Raw genomic sequence first — 17542 nt, 5'->3', positions numbered from 1 at the left:
ATCCTGAAAAACATCATCCGCCGCGCCGTGGTATATTTCCCTGCCGAAGGATGACCCTCTGAGCCATCCAGGGCGGCAGGGCCATATTCCTGCCGCCGGTTTACTCAGTTCAACATGGAGAATGTGGTTAACTGCCATGGCTAAATTCCTGACACTGTCTGTTTTTCTGCTACTGACCACGCTGTTCGGCATCCCGGCTGAAGCCTCGTTTTTTGCCCAAAATAACAACAGTCAATTCATTACTGCCAACCAGGCTTTTGCTTTCGACTTCAATCAGCAGGGCAACCAGCTGACGCTCAGCTGGCAAATTAAACCCGGTTACTACCTTTATCGTCAGCAGTTCAGCATTACCGTCAGGGACGCGCAGCTGGCGGAGTGGAGCCTGCCAGCAGGCAAGCCGCACGAAGATGAATTTTATGGCAAAACGCAGATCTATCCGGAGAGCCTGAAACTGCCCTTTACCCTGCTACAGGCGGCAAAAGGTTCAACCCTTACGGTAAGCTGGCAGGGCTGCGCCGCCGCCGGTTTTTGTTACCCTCCCGAAACCCGCACCCTGCCGTTGAATGAGTTCAGGGCCAGCACGTCGGTTGCTCCTGTCGCGTCCGCTACCGCACAGGACGATACGGCAACCAGGCAGCCGGAGATGCCGCAAAGCGCCCCGGTCGGCAAGCTGCCTTTCTCACCTCTGTGGGCGCTGCTGATTGGCATTGGCGTGGCTTTCACCCCCTGTGTACTGCCGATGTACCCACTGATTTCCGGCATTATTCTTGGAGGTCAACGCGCATATTCTTCAGCCCGACTGTTCGCACTGGCACTGTGCTATGTGCAGGGTATGGCGCTGACTTATACGCTGATGGGGATGATCGTCGCCGCCGCCGGACTGCGCTTTCAGGCTGCATTACAGTCGCCTGTATTACTTACTGGCCTGTCAGTGGTGTTTATTTTGCTGGCGTTGTCGATGTTCGGCCTGTTTACGCTGCAACTGCCCTCATCATTACAGACCCGTTTAACGCTGTGGAGCAACCGCCAGCAGGGCGGCTCTCTCTCCGGCGTGATGATGATGGGTGCGCTGGCTGGCCTGATTTGCTCGCCCTGCACTACCGCACCGCTCAGCGCTATCCTGCTGTATATCGCCCAGAGCGGTAATCTGCTGGCCGGAGCGGGTACTTTATATCTGTACGCACTGGGAATGGGGCTGCCGTTGATTGCGGTTACGCTTTTTGGTCACCGCCTGCTGCCCAAAAGCGGTGCCTGGATGCAGACCATCAAGGAAGGCTTTGGCTTCGTGATCCTCGCCCTGCCGGTTTTCCTGCTGGAGCGGGTTGTTGGCGAACTCTGGGGATTGCGATTGTGGAGTTTCTTAGGCGTGGCTTTTTTCAGCTGGGCATTTATCAGTCTGAAATCGTCCAATGGCTGGCTGCGTCTGGCACAAATCGTCATGCTGACCGCCGCACTGATTGCAGCCCGGCCATTGCAGGACTGGGCTTTTCCGGCATCGGTGAGCACAGCAAAGGTTAATACTCTGAACTTTCGTCCTGTCAGCGATATCAGTCAGCTCTCCCAGGCGTTGCAACAGAGTAATGGCCGCATCACCATGCTCGATCTTTATGCTGACTGGTGTGTTGCCTGTAAAGAGTTTGAAAAGTACACCTTCAGCCAGCCAGACGTACAGACTGCTCTGAAAAACACGCAGCTGCTCCAGGCCAATGTGACCCGCAACAGCGCCCAGGATAGCGCATTGCTGGCGCACCTTCAGGTGCTGGGCCTGCCGACACTGCTGTTTTTTGATGCCAGTGGTAAAGAGATCCCCCAGTCACGGGTAACCGGTTTTATGAATGCTGCCGAATTCAGGCAACATTTGCAGAAACTGACTCGTTAAACGACACTGTGTCAGGTTTTCCGCCGTGAAGACGGAAAAAATGCATTCAGGGGGAGAGTCATTTGCAACGTGAACAGGTACTTGAGCATGCACTGAACGTACTTGAGCAAAATGGCCTGGCCAGCTCAATGTCGTTTGCCATGATGGCCGAAGCCCTGGCATGCCGGGAAGAGGATTTACAGCGTTACTGGCCGGATCGTGAGGCTTTGCTGTATGACGCCCTGCGTTATCACAGCCAGCAAATTGACGTCTGGCGTCGTAAGCTGCTGCTGGACGAAACGTTGAATGCGGGACAAAAACTGTTGGCCCGTTATCAGGTACTGGAAGATGCGGTGCGCAACAATCGCTATCCGGGCTGTCTGTTTATTGCCGCCTGTAGTTTTTTCCCGCAGCCGGATCATCCCATCCATCAGGTCGCCGAACTGCAAAAACGGGCATCGTGGCAATATACCCATGACCTGCTGGCTGAACTGGAGACCGATAACCCCACGCTGGTGACACATCAGATGGAGTTAATCCTTGAAGGCTGTCTGAGCCGTCTGCTGGTGAAACGCAACCTACAGGAAGTGGAGACGGCGCGTGCGCTGGCGGAGGATGTGCTAAGTATTGCACTCTGTCGCAGGAATGGTGCCCTTACCTGAGTCGATTGCCGCGATGATGCATAAAAAGCACTCACTCAGTAGGTATTCCGGTATTTTTTATGACAAAGCCGTTGACGGCGGACGGCCTTTACGGTTTAATGCGCCCCGTTGCCCGGATAGCTCAGTCGGTAGAGCAGGGGATTGAAAATCCCCGTGTCCTTGGTTCGATTCCGAGTCCGGGCACCACTAATTTTGCATCAAAGCACGCTGGTTAAGAGATGAGAACCTTAACGGGCGGTTAATACAGGGGCCGGTCATTACGGAATGTCCTCCGGTGTAGGCGTATCTGCACTGGTTAACGTTTCTGAATCAGTCCCTCAAGTGAGGTAGCCTGTTCGCGCAGGCTCCCTTCTCTCGATCACTGGCAATAATCCCAGTCAATCAGTTTTGTGTCAATAGTTGTAATTCCCTTTCTACACAGAGATCTGTGTGCAGGGACAATTCTTCTTCCAGTGTTTTTCCCACAATGTCCATCTTGAGTTCCACATATTCCATTGTTGTGCTTACGCTACGATGACCCAGTAAATCTTTAACGAGCTGAAGATTCCTTTCCGGTGCTTTCATCAGTTCTGTAGCCAGGGTATGTCTGAAACGGTGCGGCGAAACGGCAAAACCACATTCCTTTGACAGACGGCGAAAAAAGGAGCGGATCTTTTGATGCATCACTGTCACATCATTTCTGTCAAATTTTGCTTTTTTCCCGGCAATGTAAAAACTGACATCGAAGAGGTTATCTTTTGGCCCGGCTCCAGCCTCCGTTGCCCGTGTAAGAAGAAGCTGTAGCCGCAAACGCAGCTGCTTAACAACGGGAACGCGCCATTCCCTGTGCGTTTTACTCCCCTCAAGGCGCAGATCTATATAGCCTTCTGTCAGATTGACGTCCCTGAGCTGAATATGCAGCAGTTGATTTTGCCTCATTCCCGTATATCTGAGCGTATCCAGGACGGTTATCCAGAACCAAGCCGGGTAAAGCGCACTCCGCCCGCCACGTGCGAAAATTTTCCGGTTGGATTCAATTTCAGCCTGCTGCATTATCAGATAAAGGCGGGTTAGCTGAGAGCGGTTTAAAGTCCGTTTTTTCTTTCTGTCCCGCTGTACAGTGCAGTTGTTAAAAGGGTTTTTGCCCGCAGGCAATAAACCACTTTCCATAGCATAGTTATAGAGGGCCCTGAGATGTGCAATTTTATTGTTCCAGGTCTGCGCCGATTGTTGTTTTTCTCTGAGTACATATCGCCGCCATCTTAGAACTTCATGATGAGTAATCATTGATGGGGTTATGTCAGCCCCCGTAAATTTCAGGAACCCCTTTACAACCTTTGCGTAGCTCCATTCTGTTGCAGCGCGCAGGTTTCGGGCGAAGAAGTACTCCTCAAGCAATTCTTCCCATGTCGTATAATGGTTTTTGTCAGACATACAGCATTTCCTTTTTCTAAATCAAGCTGCCCTTAAGGGCCCTCATGGACTGCCCCTCCTTCACAGGAAAGACAGAAGCCCGCTGTCTTCAGGGGAAGACGCTCCTCTGAAAAGGTGTGTAGTCTTGACAAGATATCCACTTACAGGTTTAAACGTGCCTTCTTTGCCAGGAGAGTGGTACAGTTTCGCTTTAATAAAACGCTCTCCCCGGCGTACCTTGTGAATATGCAGCTTCTCAAATTCCATTTGTATGGTATCCCTGCTTAGCTCTGCTCCGCTTTCTCTGATGTAAAGATAAAATATGTCCGGAACCCTGAGAAAGATGAACCCTGCAACTGCATGCGCCCTCGAATCAGGCTGATTAATGTCAATTCGCTTGCTCTTAAGTCCTTCAGAAAGCCACCTGAGAAATTCAGTGCCAGTCTGTTTTTTTATCACTGTTTTTTGTGCGTCAATGTTAATGCTGTGTAAAGGGATGTTATCCTCTACAGCGTGTTCAGGGAAAGAGTCTTCTGCTACTGTCTGATTTATCTCAGGCTTATCAGCATCTGGAAGTAGTTCATTAAGGGGGGAAAATTCTGGCTCATTTTCTGTTCTCGTACTGATTGAAGACTCTTCATCACATGCTTCAGTCCCGGTCATATCAGGCTCTTCAATGGCACTGAAAAGGCTTAGCAGCATCTCTGTATCAGCCTTCTCTGTTTCGTTTGGATCACATTCCGTAATCCCGCCTGCCTTTTCATTGCTGACGAGATTGCTGCCATCAGCCATCGGCACCGGTGCAATAGAAGATGCGAGTTGAATTCCCTGCAAATCTGCAGCTTCTGGCGATGTAGTTTTCAGTGTTGTTTCTACTGACGGTTCTAATTCAATCTCTTGATCAGACGGCGTTTGCGGAACTGAAAGAGCCGGCTCTATGAGGGTGTTAACTTTCTCATTTGCCCCGGATACCTCCAGCGAAGGCGATTCCACCTTTTCGGCAGCTTGCTTCATTAAGCTTCTGATAAGTGGCATCGCCGGATGCTGATTCCATAAGGAACCGGCAAGATTACCCAGAGCTTCGGGATTTTCTGCCAGCCATCCTGTAGCCTCTGCTGGCATAAGTTGTCCGGCTGCCAGCGCTGCAAAAGCTGAAGAGTTGTCAGCTTCACGTAAGCGAAATCGATAAGGTGAGTCCGGAACGGTTATTCCCGGAAGCCAGCGTTTACCGTCAAGCAACTCACCCTCCAGAGACGCCAGGAGCGGCAAATGCCAGAACAGTGCAGACCAGAAAATGACCGCATTCCACATCACGTTTTGCTCTGCCTGCTCTTCTGGCGCAGCGCCGGGTGGAAACATGTATCCTTTGGCCAGTCTGACCGCACAGGTTGTGAACTGCAGCGTAAGGTCCCCGAAGCCGTCTGACTGCGACCACTTTCCCTGCTGTGTTGCCGGCACATTCTGTACCCTGGCCAGTAAGCCATGCAGTGGCGTTATATAAAGCCGGTGATAAACATCCGCCGGAAGTGAGCTGTTTTCCCATATTTGTTGCAGGCAGGTTTTTCTTAACGGACTACGGCACAGCGTATCGACCGTACGCGGAGTGTGGTAGCCGGCAGGTGTGACAACGGATACATGATGTAATGGTTCCGGTTCACCTTTTGAAAACAGAAACCTCAGGGTCCTGATTCTGTCGCGCATGATTTTCTCCTGGTATAGGGCTGCCCAGTGTTGTGACACTCCCCGCGCTTCACCATAAAAAACCAGTTACTCACTCTCAGAAGTTTTTCCCGTTTCTTCGTGCCTGTCGGCGCTCTCTCCATTTCCGGACGGTACGGTTTCGTGCGTCGTCTCGCGGTTTTTCCCGCCTTCATCGCTCAGCCAGCGCATCAGTTCGTTAAGCACAAGCGTTCTTCTGGCCCGGGTGACAGCCACGTACAGCAGGTTAGTCTCATCCTGCCGCTCATCCTGCGAAAGAAGCGGGTCGGTAATGTCAGTAAAATCCTCACTCAGCATTACCACCGGCCATTCCAGCCCTTTGCTGCGGTGTGCGGTTGAAACCGTGACCTGAGCGTCTTTCTCATGGGTTACCACCTGACGGCGCATGATGGCCAGCTTTTGCGGTAGTGGGAAAAAGTCATCGAGCAGACGAATGGCCTGGTTCATCTCCACGTCCTGTGTGGCTTTTGCTATTGAGCAGTATTCATCAAAATCCCGATAGTCCCGGCTGAGGCGCGGGGACTGCATCTTTTCAGGCATATCGGCGGAGAACCAGTACAGGTCTTCCAGCTCCTCTGTTTTGTAGCCTTCAATCCCCCCGACCCAGAAGACATTTTTCTCCATAAGGCTTGCCGTCAGGGCACTGCCGATCACGCCGGATACCGTCCGGCTCAGTACAGCAATATGCTCAGCCCCTGCCGGAAGGCTGCTGACGACAGCATCCTGGCCCCCGTTACCTGTCACGCGCTTTTCCTCTCCGGCACGTTCAAGCAGGATGTTGGCCACACGCGCGACCTCAGGGCCAAACCGAAAACTCGCTGTCAGCCATAACCGGTCTGCCTGCGCCAGCTGCGGGGCACTCAGTGCATTATCTGCCCCGCGAAACCGATATATCTGCTGGTAACGGTCGCCGACCAGAATGACCCGGCAGGGCTGATTCAGTACAAATGCACTGGTCACCGGATTGGCGTCCTGTGCCTCGTCGAAGAGGATGGTGTCCCAGCGTTTTGACAGGTCAGGATGAGAGAGCTGGAACAGTTTAAGGTAGGTGTCGTGCGTGACGGGAAAGACTGAATCAGTACGGCTCATTTCATACCAGAGGATTTGGATTGCCCCCAGAATTTTACCTGCATCGAGACCGTGGCGATCATCCTCAGACGGCAGATGTATCAGCCCCGGTTCGGGGTCAGCACTACAGAGGAACATGTTCAGCCCGCTGAGCGCCAGCCGCGCCAGCGGCCAGTGGCGGGTATTGAGCTTTCTGGCCACATCCGTAATGCGCAGACTGGCTGTCAGCCGGTCACGGAAATGCCTGCCGAAACGGGCCCATGCAAGCTGATGCGACGTTTTACACTCTACGTTATAGGGGAATTTGCGTTCAGCCTCATCCCGCACAGCGCGATTATAGGCGAGGTAAAGCATCTTACTTTCCGGGTTGGCTTCAGCGTAGTTCACTAACGTAGAGGTTTTTCCTGTGCCTGCAAACGCATTTACCACAAGATGATTACCCTTCCATTCGATGATGGCGTTTTGTTCGGCTGTTGTTTTCCAGGTCACGGTGTTCTCCCGCAGCAGCTGATGTGAAAAAAACAGCCTGACAGCGGGAAGCGTTCACTACGATAAAAAACCAGATACCCTGCTTCAGAAATAAAAAACGCTCCCGGCCGGGAGCGTGTGGATGTGATTATGCCGCCTGAAAGTGCCGTGAACTCAGACGAACAGGCCAGCCGCCGAGATAATGCCCGGGTGTGTAAAGTATCCGGCGTCGTTCATTCACCAGGGTATTGCCTACCACCACTTCGCCGGCAATCCCGCACAGGGACAGCTGTATGTATGCCATTCCGGCCGCAAGCGGATCGATATCTGTCGCGGAGACCCACAGATACCGGTGCGGTGGCCACCCCGCTTTTCGCAGAACATCGGCAAATGCCAGTACCATGCAGCCGGCACCGCACGCAGGTTCACTCAGGGTGATGAAGGGTTTGTCACGGAACAGCGCTTCAGTGTCGCCCAGCTGCATGGCCGCCATCATTCTGGCCACGTCCCAGGGCGTGAAAAACTGCCCCCTGTATTTATCACCCAGCTCCAGCTGCATGAAGACGCGGCCTAGGAAGTCCCCGGACGCGTCACCCAGCCCGTTAACAACGTGGGCCAGCAGCTGCGCCATGCGCGTGACGTCCTCCTTTTCGTATCCACCGACTATACGCAAATACTTCTGCTCCCGGGCTTCACTGAAGCAAAGCCGGTTTTCCAGCGCGATGACGCTGCAGCTGATGAAGTCTTCGAACACTTTAAACCGGTGATGATACCGGGCCGTCTGACTGAACAACTTAACAAAGGCTTTTTCGTGGTTAATCATGCCAGGCATGCGTCTTCTCCATAAAAAAGGGAACACGCACCCTGACCAGGGGACGTGTCCCCTGAGGGTAGAAAGCCACGGCATTGCCGTGGCTGGGTTAACGGAGGAACAGGCTTTTACCCCCGGACCTCACGATATGATGCAGGTTCCTGAGCAGGTAACGCTGGCTCATCGCTGACGAGATAAAGCACCTGACCGGGCTGAGACGCGCCGGCCGCACCTTTATGTCCGTCGACATGTTCGCCGCCGTCATAGCAGTCGTAACCGCTGAGCCCGCTCACGGGCTCGCTGTAGCTGTGACGCACCTCGCAGTCAAACACCGCTGAGATTTCCCCGACAACCTCACCTGACGGCGGGAGCCAGGGCGTATCCATCTGCAGCGTAAGACTGTTTGGCGTATGGCGCTGCCAGGTGACATTGTGCCCGGCCGGCCACTCCATGCCGTACTGCCGGCAGTAGAGGCTGGTTGTGGTCGACACACCGGACATCAGCCCCCCGGCCCCGTTCAGCTCTGCAGCCAGACGGGAGGGTATGACGGCCAGCATATCGCAGGGCTGGGAGCGTTCAGGATACTGGCTGAGCCGCTCCCAGGCAGTTGCGGCATCAGACTCATCGCCGGCGCTGACCAGACCAAACCAGTCGGTATACTGTCTGGCAATCAGCTCCGCCATAATCTCACGTGCCGGGCCGGGAATATTCTCCCATTTCAGCGCGCCCAGACCTGACTGGTGATAAAGCCGGTCAATGGCCCGGATGGTTTCCGCATCGAGGACGGCATCCTTCAGCAACAATGCCAGCCAGCTTTCAAACGCCTGATTGGCCGCAGTGGAAAGTCCTGTGCCTGCACGGACCAGCCCCTGACAGGGCGGATACGACGTGGTGCGCACCGGCTTGAGTATCCCCGCCGCGCCGGCCAGAAACAGCTGAATGCTCTGCTGCACGGCGTGGCGGTGACGCGGTACGTCAGTTCCGTTTATCCACTGCAGCATGACATCGATGCAGACGGATTTACCGGTGATTTCCAGGCGGTTATGACACCATTCGGACATAGTTGATACTCCTCTTTCATAAAAAAAAGAGGACACAGCCCCGTGAGGAGCAGTGTCCTCACGGGACGGTGACAGTTACGGAATAACCGTCACCGGATAAGTTAATTACGCCGCCACAGCCTGACTTTCAGGCAGTGCCAGCAGATATTCCGACGCTTCCCGGGCATGCCGGCAGGCGCGGAACAGGGCCTTTTTGTCAGATTTCAGCACCTTCAGCCAGTGGTCCACATAGCTGTCGTGCTGAACCTCACCGAACACGCCGAGCTGGGCACACAAAAACGCGCTGCCCATTTCGGCGATGAGCTCCTCAAAGGCATACACCGGGTCCCCGAACTGCCGGGATGAGGAGGTTATCCCCTCCCGGTTAAGTCGCTTCGCATGACCGGTACTGTGTACCAGCTCATGCAACAGCGTGGACCAGCAGTCCGCCTCCGTAAAAAACTGCTCAGCCATCGGCATCACAATTTCATCCGTCAGCGGGCGATAATAAGCCCGGTTCTGAGGCAGCATCCGGTGTTTAACCCCTGTGGCGTTAAACATCCGGATCACCCTGTTCATCACGTCCGGACAGAGTATGCCGTCCTCATCCACAGTCGGGGGCTGTTCAGGAGAAGCCGCAACCTCTGCCGGCAATCCCTCACACTGCTCAGCGTTGAACAGCTGCAGGGGTTTGAGCATCGGCACGGTTTCCATCAGCGGTTTACCGTCACTGTCATAAAGGCGGTTGCCTTCGCGATCCTCCGCCTGCTTCGTCCAGTCCTTGTAAACCACCGCCAGGGTGGCTTTCTCACCTTTACGCACCTGCCCGCCAGCCTGCTGCGCCTGCCGGTAAGTCATCCAGCGGTTATTGTGAAAACCCTGCTCTTCCGCTGACATCCAGAGAAGCAGGACATTCACGCCGCTGTAGTGACGTCCGGTTGTGGCATTCAGGGGCAGACCGGCCAGACCGCTGCCGGCAGCCGCGCGCCACGGCTTACGCCAGGGCGCGACGCCGTTTTCCAGCGCGACAATAATGCGGTCGGTGATCTGACGATAAAGGTCAGTCTGTTTTGCCGGGCGGCGGCCCGCCTTGTGTGAAGTCGTTTTTTTCATGAGATATACCTTTAATCAGAGGCATACCCCTGCGCCGGCGGGCGCAGAGATACGCCCGTCGACGGGAAATTCAGAAGTCAGTTACCATGCGGCATAAAACCACAGGTATTCATGTTCAAAGTCAAAATCACTGAGCAGGCTTTCCAGCCTGTCACGCAGGGTGAAAACATACTGCAGCCGGCGCTGAAGAAGCGGATTATCCTCATTACCCTCTGTAAATGTCGCAATCGCACAGTCCAGCCTCTCTTTCAGTTGCTGAATATGCTCGCGTGACAGTTCCAGACAGGTCGCGTTTTCCACCTCACCGACATGCTTATCCACCCAGGTAATCAGTGAAAAATCGCGGCTCAGTTCACACACCGGATGATACGGTGCCGGTACTGCGACGATCTGCCGGTGCTGGCTGTAGAGAAAAATATCCAGTCCCATACGGGCCTCCTTCGGTTCAGAAAGAGGCAGGAACCTTTCCGGCAGGAAAAGTCCCTGCCGGGGTGAATTAACGTCCGGTTATTCGCAGCGCACCCTGCGGGGTCACCTGCGATAACCTGGCCTGCAGCCTGCCACAGGCGTTCAGAAAGGTTTGATGATCTTCAGGCTTCGCCCGCTTACAGCTGATGAAGGCCGCCTGCGTCAGCAGACGCACGGCGTTTTCACGCCAGCGGCAGAGTTCATCAGGCCCGACACAGGCACTGAAGTGACAGACTGCACTCGCCAAAAGCTGATCGGCCTTCTGGCGATACTGCGCCACTTTCACCCGGTCAGTCGCTGCGGTGAGCACCTGTATCTGTGTGTCGGTAATCAGGATCCTCAGGTCCGTCCTGCCGGACAGTACAGAGGTGGCGATCGCGTCGCTTATCGTCAGTGATTCAATGAAATCATCGCCGCCGGCAAGCAGGCGCGCCGTGTCGTACCAGTCCTCATTTTTCTGAGGGTGACACCCTGCGGCATACGCAATACGCGGCACCGGATCGTTGCCCTGCCAGGCACCGGTGGCCGGCATCAGATAAACACCCTCATCCTTTGCCAGATGAAGCTGGCCTCCCTGCATGCGGGCGGTCAGCAGGACGTTCGTCAGGTCTTTATTGTCGAAAAAAAGCATGGGGCTCTCCTGTAAAAACGGGAGAGCCGCTCCGTCCGGAGTCATCTCTCCCGACGGGGTTAAAGTCATTACTGTTTAAAACGAGTCAGATGTTTCCGCGACCCGCTTCAGTTCGTACAGATGGAATTCCGCCAGCACGAATGCGTTCCAGTCCTCATTGCTCAGCACCCGCTCACCACCGGAGAGCAGCTGCAGCAGCAGGGAATCAAACGCGCCCTCGCCTACCGGTGTTTTCAGTACCGGCTGAGGCGCGCTCAGCGTCGGTTGCTCAGGCAGGCCGAGATGTTGTTCAATCCAGCGTAACGGTAACGCCCAGCTGCGACCCTCGTCTGAAGAATGTATCCGGAAGCTGTCCGGACACAGGTTATGCAGCAGGACCATCACAACACGCGCAAAGAAATCGCAGGGCTGATGCTGAAAATCCAGCTCCTGGATACTCAGCGTATTGTGGCTGCGCTCCCGCTCAATGGTCATGTTGACCGGCCAGAAACAGCCGCCTGAATCGCCACAGAACGCCATGACATCAGCAACCGGAAACAGGTCAGCCGCGCGGTTAAGCGACGGCAGATACATATTTCCCGGACGCAGACGCACCGGCAATTGCCAGAAGGTTTCTGTTACGGTCAGAACGAAAGCATGCCAGTGACGCAACGGAACCGTGCTGACGTGCTCGATAGTGTAGACAACCGACATGGAAGCCGGGGAAGAAGACAGGTCTTTCATTGATAAATCCTCCGCGAAGAAAAAAAAGGGGGATTTATCCCCCGGACGGGAGTAAATCCCCGTCAGGGTGTGTTCTGTCTGCTGGTTACATCCGTTCGAGAGCCGCTATAGCCCGATCACACCGGGCATCCTGGATACCTTCATCCACGGCCTTCTCCCAGAAGGGCCGGTTAATTTCTTTTCCCAGCTCGTCCAGCGTGAAGAGCAGATTTTTAGACGTATCAGGCAAAGGCGGAATATCGCCTTCCCCAAGTAAAAAGACAAACCAGCCATAAGCTGTGCCGGTCCCAATGATGGAATCTTCCAGAAACGTCAGTTCATTCGGTTCATCCCGGTCCGTATGTAGATCGAGACGCTGAAATGCCCTGATGCTCAGGAGTTCACTCTCAAGCAGGCAAAGCCAGCTGAGCGTGTCCAGTGGAGTTTTAAGCGTATAAACGTCTGTGTGCATGGGTATATCCTCAGGTAAATAACGGGATATTCCCTCCGACGGAGAGATATCCCCGTCAGGGTCCACAACATTTTCGGCCGGCCTTCATCAGCCGATCAGTTCAGTGCCTCTGCTCCTGATACACATATTCAGGATTAAAGCGGAGGCGTTGCAGCACAGCTAACGACAGTGGATCAGCGAAATTTATGCCAGAAACGGCCACGCCATCCAGTATGTCGCCGGCCTTAACCCGGGAAGAATATCCGTAATACTGACACCAGACGCAAAGTTCGGGGTCAGCTGGATCACAATCACCGAGCGGTGCGACAAAAACCTGTTCGCCACAGGAGACGTTATCTCTGAGGATTTCGCCCCGGATGAAAACGCCACTTACGGGGCCATACTGAGCGGGACATACATCCCGTCGCGTCTCAGACATCGACAGAATACGGAAAGTGACATCGTGCAGTGCTTCAGTCATGAGAATGCCCTCCGGAAAGAAAACGATAGCGCAGGTGTGCCAGATGCTGTGCCTGACGGCAGGCATAGAGGTATGCGTTTCGACGACCTGTGATTCCCTCAGGAAAGGAAACCGGCAGGCGGTGAAATACATACTCAGCGCGGTGGCAACCTATACGAACGGTAAGAAAGACGTTAACGCCCTGATCTTTGACAGAAGAGATATGCGCACGGACGGCATAATTGCCCGAGCCGTTGACATACCAGCTGCTGTTGCGATGCAGGTAAATGAAAGATTTCAATCTCCGTACAACTGCGTCAGCAGACTGCTGAAGCTGAGTAAGGAGATGTTCAGGGAAAACCGCAGAAGAGATGACAGACATTGTGTTTCTCCATAAAAAAAGGAAACACCTGCCCGACCGGGAAGTGTTTCCCGTCGGGGAGTCAGAAAAGACAACATTCTGACTGTCTGGTTAGTACAGAAGGAACCTTTATCGTCGCGTCATAGTGCGCTTACATTGACGATATCTGCTCTCAAAGGTGTGCAGATTTACCAAAGTTTGCTCCCTTTCAGGTTGCAGGAGCTTTTTTGTAGCCACCCGAAGGCGATTCTCACAGGCTACTGAACCATTGGTGGTTGCAAAAGCAACGTATAAGCCTGTTCATTTTCAGAGCAAATGGAGCTTATGTCAACTGTGGTATCAAATGGGTATACCTGTAAAATACTGTCCAGTTTATTGACAGAATATAATTAAGTTACTATTCAAATGACACTGACTAAAAGGTGACTATCTTGATGTTACTACCGGAGGGACTTTGTTCATATTTGGATATCTTCGTGCTTCAACTCAGGAACAGGATGCGTTGCGTGCGAAAACGAGGCTCAAGGACTTTGCTCAATTACACAACCATCGCATAGCTGGCTGGTATGTTGAACATGCTTCAGGTGCAGCATTGCACCGACCGGAGCTGATGAGACTGCTTCAGGATACAGAGTCAGGGGATGCGATACTTATAGAACAAGTGGATCGGCTTTCACGCCTGGATGATAATGGCTGGGCATCTTTGAAAAAGATGATTAATGAAAAATCACTTTCAATAATAAGCCTTGACCTGCCTACAAGTCACCTTGCCCTTTCCACATCATCAACAGATGACTTTACCAGTAGTATGCTTCGTGCAGTGAATAATATGATGCTGGACATGTTAGCAGCAATAGCCCGTAAGGATTATGAAGATCGACGCAGAAGACAGATGGAGGGAATTAAAAGCGCCAGGGAAAAGGGGAAATACAGGGGAAGGCTGGCAGACAAGGAAAAACATGAATTAATAAGAACGCTTCGTAAGGAAAATGGAAAGTCAATAAACGAAACGGCAAGACTCGCTGGCGTATCACGTATGACAGTTATCAGAGCATGTAAGGATTCAGATTAGCCTTTAATAAGCCACAGCCCTGATTGTGCTGTGGCGTTACGTCCTGAAGTAAAGTGTAAAAACGTCTATTCTGTTTCCTCACGAAAATAGACCTGTTTGATATACCGCCCCCGGCCATCACCATGCCCTAAATCCATCGACACTAATGCCTCGGCTTCATCACGACTCATTCCATTTTTAATATGATGATTCACAGCATCGCGAGAGTAAGCATAACGTAAACTGTGCGGCGCATTTTTACCATTCATTCCTGCCTCTCTTACAATATTACGGTAGCGATCAATAGCTTTATGCAAAGAGGGTTTATCAATCAGTTTTCCGTTATGTTCACTGACATAATTAATTGCCTTATCAAGAATTGATAAAACTTTTTCGCGATTAAAAACTGTCGTTTCCCTTGGACGTCCGCCTTTAGTCCCGAAAACAACACGGACACGCTCATGATTATTAATCAGTGCCTGCCTCCATGTCTTTAAAGACTTTGCAGACTGAACGGTTTCTTCTGTTCTCAATCCGAGATATCGGGAAAGTTGCACAGCAAGAGCAACGCCTTCATCTTTTCTTTGAGCAAAACTGACCACCGCATTAAGTTTTTCGTCTGTAATAGGAAGTTTAGTTCCATCCCGGTTAGCACCAGAAATTCCGAGCGCCTGATTACTCAGGTTAGTGTGACTGGGATCGGCCAGTTTATTTCTTCCTGCTGACAATAAAACAGAACGGATAGCCGACATCTCATTCTGTAACGTCCTTAGAGACAAATTGTCTGCCTTCCTGCTCTCAATATACTTTTCAATATGGGAAGTTTTAATATGTTTTACGTCCCTGATCTGAATATTCAGTTCAGACAGTCGTTCAGAAAAACGTTCTGCAATTCTTGAACGGTCAGCCACCGTTTTATAACTTCCCCGCCCCTGACGGGCAAGAGTGACGAGTTGTTTGCACAGCTGTTTACTGAATCTGGACATTTCACCCTCTCCAAAGGCATACACGTCCCTCTGCTTGTAGAGAAGCAGACGGATCTGTAGACCAGCAATTCATTCCCCGACGACACGGTTGCTTTTGCGCTTCCTGCGTCTCGACTGGTATCTGTGCATCGGGGCGGCGAATTGTTGAGTTCTTGCGAGGCACCCCAGATCTCTGATCTGTTTGCTGCTTATGCAGAGCTGACTTACGTCAAGCTGCCTCCAACACTACTGCTCGTAGTGTCGCCATCGATACCGAGTCGATTTCCTCCTTACTGATAGTTGAACGTTCAGACGGCTTCCCGTCGTGCTTACGTTGATGTGAAAGTGATTTTAAAACCGTACTGACGCGGGCTACATGTTGGTCAGATGGTAGTAAAACGTTGAAAACCACGTCGTACGTGGGTTGAGACGTTATGCGCTGCGCGCGTCACTTGGTAGTGTCTTCGCCACTTCACAAGTGACGCCGCGCAGCTTCGTGCTCCTAATGCAACTCCGTAAGCGGCCAAATGTACCAAATGGCCTTATACGTCGGTGCAAAAGTCGTACGAAACTCAGGGCGTATCACTGCAAATGAGAAGACGTTGAACTGATGCCGTTCACAGAACGGAAGAGAATTGAAACTGGCAGATTTGCTACACAGTAAACCTTCATCGCCGCGTCATAGTGCGCTTTCATAGACGATATCTGCTTTCAAAGGTGAGCAGATTTGCCACATTTTTCATGTACTCCCTTTCAGGCTTAGAGAGTTTTATTGTGCAGTCACCCGAAGGCGCTCCTCACAGACTGCCGGAACATTGGTGGTCGCAGCTTAAGTGCGACTGTAGCCACCCGAAGGCGCTCATCACAGGCTACAAGAGCATTGGTGGTCGCCAGTGCGACAGTACAACAATTTGATAGTACCAACAGGGAAATACGACGTCAAATGGATGTAGACATCGTTGTTTGGGTGATTAATATGTAGTTTTCTCCGATAAAAGTGGTTGATATGGATATTTTAAAACAACGCCTTATGATTCTGATTTTCGGATTATCTAACTTTTTATTCTTTTATTTATTATTAACCTCCATTGATCTAAATATATTCTTAATGACTAGGCTTAATTTCTCAATATTACATTTGCAGATAACTAAGCCTCTGATGATGCTTTTAATTTTTTTATCCATAACTCACTTATTAAATAACACCTCACTTTACCAAGGATTAACCTGGGGGAAACCTAACAAGCAGTCATTTGTTTTTTTCTTGCTCATAATTATTGCTTACGCTGCTTCATACTACCTTACGCCGAAAGAACCCTTCGTTACAGAATTTACTAAAGGTTTGTCACATGAAATGGCAGCTGTAAAAATCGCAGCCACAATTATTATTTTCCCTCTACTGGAGGAACTGGTTTTCAGAGGAATTATCCTGAGTTCTTTTTTAAACGCCCTTGGTGAAAAGGCGGGCTATATCATCGGTGGGCTGACTGTTTCTGTTTTGTTTGCAGTTATACACACACAGTATTCATTGCCCACCAAAATCCAAATGTTTGCACTTTCATTAATTTTCTGTGGAGCAAGATATCAAAGCAGAGGGCTTCTTTTACCAATTCTACTGCATGCTTTTTGTATCGCGCTTGGCCTATATATTGAGTTAAAATAAACCAACTAAAAAAGGTAGTTGTCATTAACACATAATGATAACTACCTATTCCCGATAAAATATCACTCACCTATAGCCACGGAATGAATTTCCTTCATCAACTTCTGTACGCCAGATCCCGATAGCCTTTCTGCAGATGCCGATGAATATGTTATATAGAGTTTACTCCCATTCCCGTTTTTTTCAATTTCCACATCTAAATGATCGTTATCATTCCAGTCAGAGCCCATTTTATAATAGCTACCAGGTATTGCCTCCCAAACTGGATGTGCATTATCTTCAGCGGCCGCTTTCCATGCCCCGTCATTAGAGCTATTCCGTAAACTATCCAGCTCCTGACTTGACATAAACTTGTAATGTCTTTTTATTCTGGCAGCAGCAGTATCTACATCAACAGCCACAGTATAATTTTTAGACTTGGATTCTTTTTTTAATGACTGAGGTAAATGCATTGGTGTCGTAACATCAGTTGATGGGTTAGAATTTCCCCTCAAAGAGTTCATTATACCTGAAGCACCATCACTTATTTTCTTATTTGTATCTGCTATTTCCTGCATGCTACAGGCTGTGACAAGAGCAGGAATTATTAAAATGGCGGTAAGACTTCTCACGATCCGTATCCTCCAAACATATTTAATAAAAAAGCGGTCAATGAAAAG

The 17542-nt window shown here is 51.3% G+C and carries 18 protein-coding genes and 1 tRNA gene; 5 read left to right on the top strand and 14 right to left on the bottom strand.

Going from position 1 to position 17542, the window contains the following annotated elements:
* The first annotated feature begins 136 nt into the window (after positions 1 to 136).
* The 3 genes from AC3RPL_RS24725 to AC3RPL_RS24715 all read left to right on the top strand — a co-directional run bounded on the left by AC3RPL_RS24725 (position 137) and on the right by AC3RPL_RS24715 (position 2706).
* Entirely contained in the window at positions 137 to 1879 is a 1743-nt protein-coding gene (locus tag AC3RPL_RS24725; RefSeq protein ID WP_490741918.1) for a protein-disulfide reductase DsbD, read from the top strand.
* Positions 1880 to 1941: 62 nt separating this feature from the next.
* A complete protein-coding gene (gene dicD / locus AC3RPL_RS24720) occupies positions 1942 to 2520 on the top strand; it encodes a division control transcriptional repressor DicD (protein WP_490741917.1) in 579 nt (192 codons plus the stop codon).
* A gap of 110 nt (positions 2521 to 2630) precedes the next feature.
* Positions 2631 to 2706, top strand: a tRNA-Phe gene (locus AC3RPL_RS24715).
* A gap of 195 nt (positions 2707 to 2901) precedes the next feature.
* Here the strand turns inward: AC3RPL_RS24715 and AC3RPL_RS24710 are convergent.
* The 12 genes from AC3RPL_RS24710 to AC3RPL_RS24655 form a co-directional block, all read right to left on the bottom strand.
* Positions 2902 to 3933, bottom strand: a complete 1032-nt coding sequence (locus AC3RPL_RS24710) for a tyrosine-type recombinase/integrase (protein WP_490741916.1) — start codon at positions 3931 to 3933, stop codon at positions 2902 to 2904.
* Between the two features lie 60 nt (positions 3934 to 3993).
* Entirely contained in the window at positions 3994 to 5613 is a 1620-nt protein-coding gene (locus AC3RPL_RS24705; protein ID WP_490741915.1) for a conjugal transfer nickase/helicase domain-containing protein, read from the bottom strand.
* Positions 5614 to 5679: 66 nt separating this feature from the next.
* Positions 5680 to 7188, bottom strand: coding sequence for a UvrD-helicase domain-containing protein (locus AC3RPL_RS24700; protein WP_126521977.1), 1509 nt, complete (start codon positions 7186 to 7188; stop codon positions 5680 to 5682).
* A 127-nt stretch (positions 7189 to 7315) separates the two neighbouring features.
* Entirely contained in the window at positions 7316 to 7999 is a 684-nt protein-coding gene (locus AC3RPL_RS24695; RefSeq protein ID WP_490741914.1) for an N-6 DNA methylase, read from the bottom strand.
* Between the two features lie 107 nt (positions 8000 to 8106).
* On the bottom strand, positions 8107 to 9039 hold the full coding sequence (locus AC3RPL_RS24690; protein ID WP_490741913.1) for a DUF1281 domain-containing protein: 933 nt from the start codon (positions 9037 to 9039) through the stop codon (positions 8107 to 8109).
* Positions 9040 to 9144: 105 nt separating this feature from the next.
* Positions 9145 to 10131 (bottom strand): ArdC family protein, encoded by a 987-nt coding sequence (locus AC3RPL_RS24685; protein WP_490741912.1) that lies wholly within the window; start codon positions 10129 to 10131, stop codon positions 9145 to 9147.
* A gap of 81 nt (positions 10132 to 10212) precedes the next feature.
* On the bottom strand, positions 10213 to 10560 hold the full coding sequence (locus AC3RPL_RS24680) for a hypothetical protein (RefSeq protein WP_029591441.1): 348 nt from the start codon (positions 10558 to 10560) through the stop codon (positions 10213 to 10215).
* 67 nt (positions 10561 to 10627) lie between these two features.
* On the bottom strand, positions 10628 to 11230 hold the full coding sequence (locus AC3RPL_RS24675; protein WP_159195820.1) for a DUF3085 domain-containing protein: 603 nt from the start codon (positions 11228 to 11230) through the stop codon (positions 10628 to 10630).
* Between the two features lie 75 nt (positions 11231 to 11305).
* Complete coding sequence (locus AC3RPL_RS24670; protein ID WP_490741911.1) at positions 11306 to 11953, bottom strand: hypothetical protein; 648 nt, start codon at positions 11951 to 11953, stop codon at positions 11306 to 11308.
* A gap of 85 nt (positions 11954 to 12038) precedes the next feature.
* On the bottom strand, positions 12039 to 12404 hold the full coding sequence (locus tag AC3RPL_RS24665) for a hypothetical protein (protein WP_006781400.1): 366 nt from the start codon (positions 12402 to 12404) through the stop codon (positions 12039 to 12041).
* Positions 12405 to 12504: 100 nt separating this feature from the next.
* Positions 12505 to 12864 carry a hypothetical protein gene (locus AC3RPL_RS24660; protein ID WP_054176405.1) on the bottom strand — a complete coding sequence of 120 codons (360 nt, stop codon included), beginning with the start codon at positions 12862 to 12864 and terminating at the stop codon, positions 12505 to 12507.
* A complete protein-coding gene (locus AC3RPL_RS24655) occupies positions 12857 to 13225 on the bottom strand; it encodes a hypothetical protein (protein ID WP_490741910.1) in 369 nt (122 codons plus the stop codon). Before AC3RPL_RS24655 ends, AC3RPL_RS24660 begins: the two co-directional genes overlap by 8 nt.
* A gap of 433 nt (positions 13226 to 13658) precedes the next feature.
* Between AC3RPL_RS24655 and AC3RPL_RS24650 the strand changes: the two genes are divergently transcribed.
* Positions 13659 to 14276, top strand: a complete 618-nt coding sequence (locus AC3RPL_RS24650; RefSeq protein ID WP_490741909.1) for a recombinase family protein — start codon at positions 13659 to 13661, stop codon at positions 14274 to 14276.
* Positions 14277 to 14341: 65 nt separating this feature from the next.
* On the opposite strand, the gene AC3RPL_RS24645 is transcribed toward AC3RPL_RS24650, so the two are convergent.
* Positions 14342 to 15241, bottom strand: a complete 900-nt coding sequence (locus AC3RPL_RS24645) for an integrase domain-containing protein (protein WP_490741908.1) — start codon at positions 15239 to 15241, stop codon at positions 14342 to 14344.
* A gap of 985 nt (positions 15242 to 16226) precedes the next feature.
* On the opposite strand from AC3RPL_RS24645, the gene AC3RPL_RS24640 reads away from it, so the two are divergent.
* Positions 16227 to 16883 (top strand): CPBP family intramembrane glutamic endopeptidase, encoded by a 657-nt coding sequence (locus AC3RPL_RS24640; RefSeq protein ID WP_490741907.1) that lies wholly within the window; start codon positions 16227 to 16229, stop codon positions 16881 to 16883.
* Positions 16884 to 16945: 62 nt separating this feature from the next.
* On the opposite strand, the gene AC3RPL_RS24635 is transcribed toward AC3RPL_RS24640, so the two are convergent.
* Positions 16946 to 17494, bottom strand: coding sequence for a hypothetical protein (locus AC3RPL_RS24635; RefSeq protein ID WP_490741906.1), 549 nt, complete (start codon positions 17492 to 17494; stop codon positions 16946 to 16948).
* Positions 17495 to 17542: the final 48 nt, after the last annotated feature.

Source organism: Erwinia papayae (assembly GCF_058241465.1).
This window is presented reverse-complemented; position numbering and strand designations above follow the sequence as displayed.

Coding starts and splice junctions, on each gene's coding strand:
- AC3RPL_RS24640 (WP_490741907.1), top strand. CDS start 16,227: ATGGATATTTTAAAACAACGCCTTATGATTCTGATTTTCGGATTATCT.
- AC3RPL_RS24710 (WP_490741916.1), bottom strand. CDS start 3,933: ATGTCTGACAAAAACCATTATACGACATGGGAAGAATTGCTTGAGGAG.
- AC3RPL_RS24665 (WP_006781400.1), bottom strand. CDS start 12,404: ATGCACACAGACGTTTATACGCTTAAAACTCCACTGGACACGCTCAGC.
- AC3RPL_RS24645 (WP_490741908.1), bottom strand. CDS start 15,241: ATGTCCAGATTCAGTAAACAGCTGTGCAAACAACTCGTCACTCTTGCC.
- AC3RPL_RS24660 (WP_054176405.1), bottom strand. CDS start 12,864: ATGACTGAAGCACTGCACGATGTCACTTTCCGTATTCTGTCGATGTCT.
- AC3RPL_RS24655 (WP_490741910.1), bottom strand. CDS start 13,225: ATGTCTGTCATCTCTTCTGCGGTTTTCCCTGAACATCTCCTTACTCAG.
- AC3RPL_RS24725 (WP_490741918.1), top strand. CDS start 137: ATGGCTAAATTCCTGACACTGTCTGTTTTTCTGCTACTGACCACGCTG.
- AC3RPL_RS24685 (WP_490741912.1), bottom strand. CDS start 10,131: ATGAAAAAAACGACTTCACACAAGGCGGGCCGCCGCCCGGCAAAACAG.
- AC3RPL_RS24675 (WP_159195820.1), bottom strand. CDS start 11,230: ATGCTTTTTTTCGACAATAAAGACCTGACGAACGTCCTGCTGACCGCC.
- AC3RPL_RS24695 (WP_490741914.1), bottom strand. CDS start 7,999: ATGCCTGGCATGATTAACCACGAAAAAGCCTTTGTTAAGTTGTTCAGT.
- AC3RPL_RS24705 (WP_490741915.1), bottom strand. CDS start 5,613: ATGCGCGACAGAATCAGGACCCTGAGGTTTCTGTTTTCAAAAGGTGAA.
- AC3RPL_RS24680 (WP_029591441.1), bottom strand. CDS start 10,560: ATGGGACTGGATATTTTTCTCTACAGCCAGCACCGGCAGATCGTCGCA.
- AC3RPL_RS24690 (WP_490741913.1), bottom strand. CDS start 9,039: ATGTCCGAATGGTGTCATAACCGCCTGGAAATCACCGGTAAATCCGTC.
- AC3RPL_RS24670 (WP_490741911.1), bottom strand. CDS start 11,953: ATGAAAGACCTGTCTTCTTCCCCGGCTTCCATGTCGGTTGTCTACACT.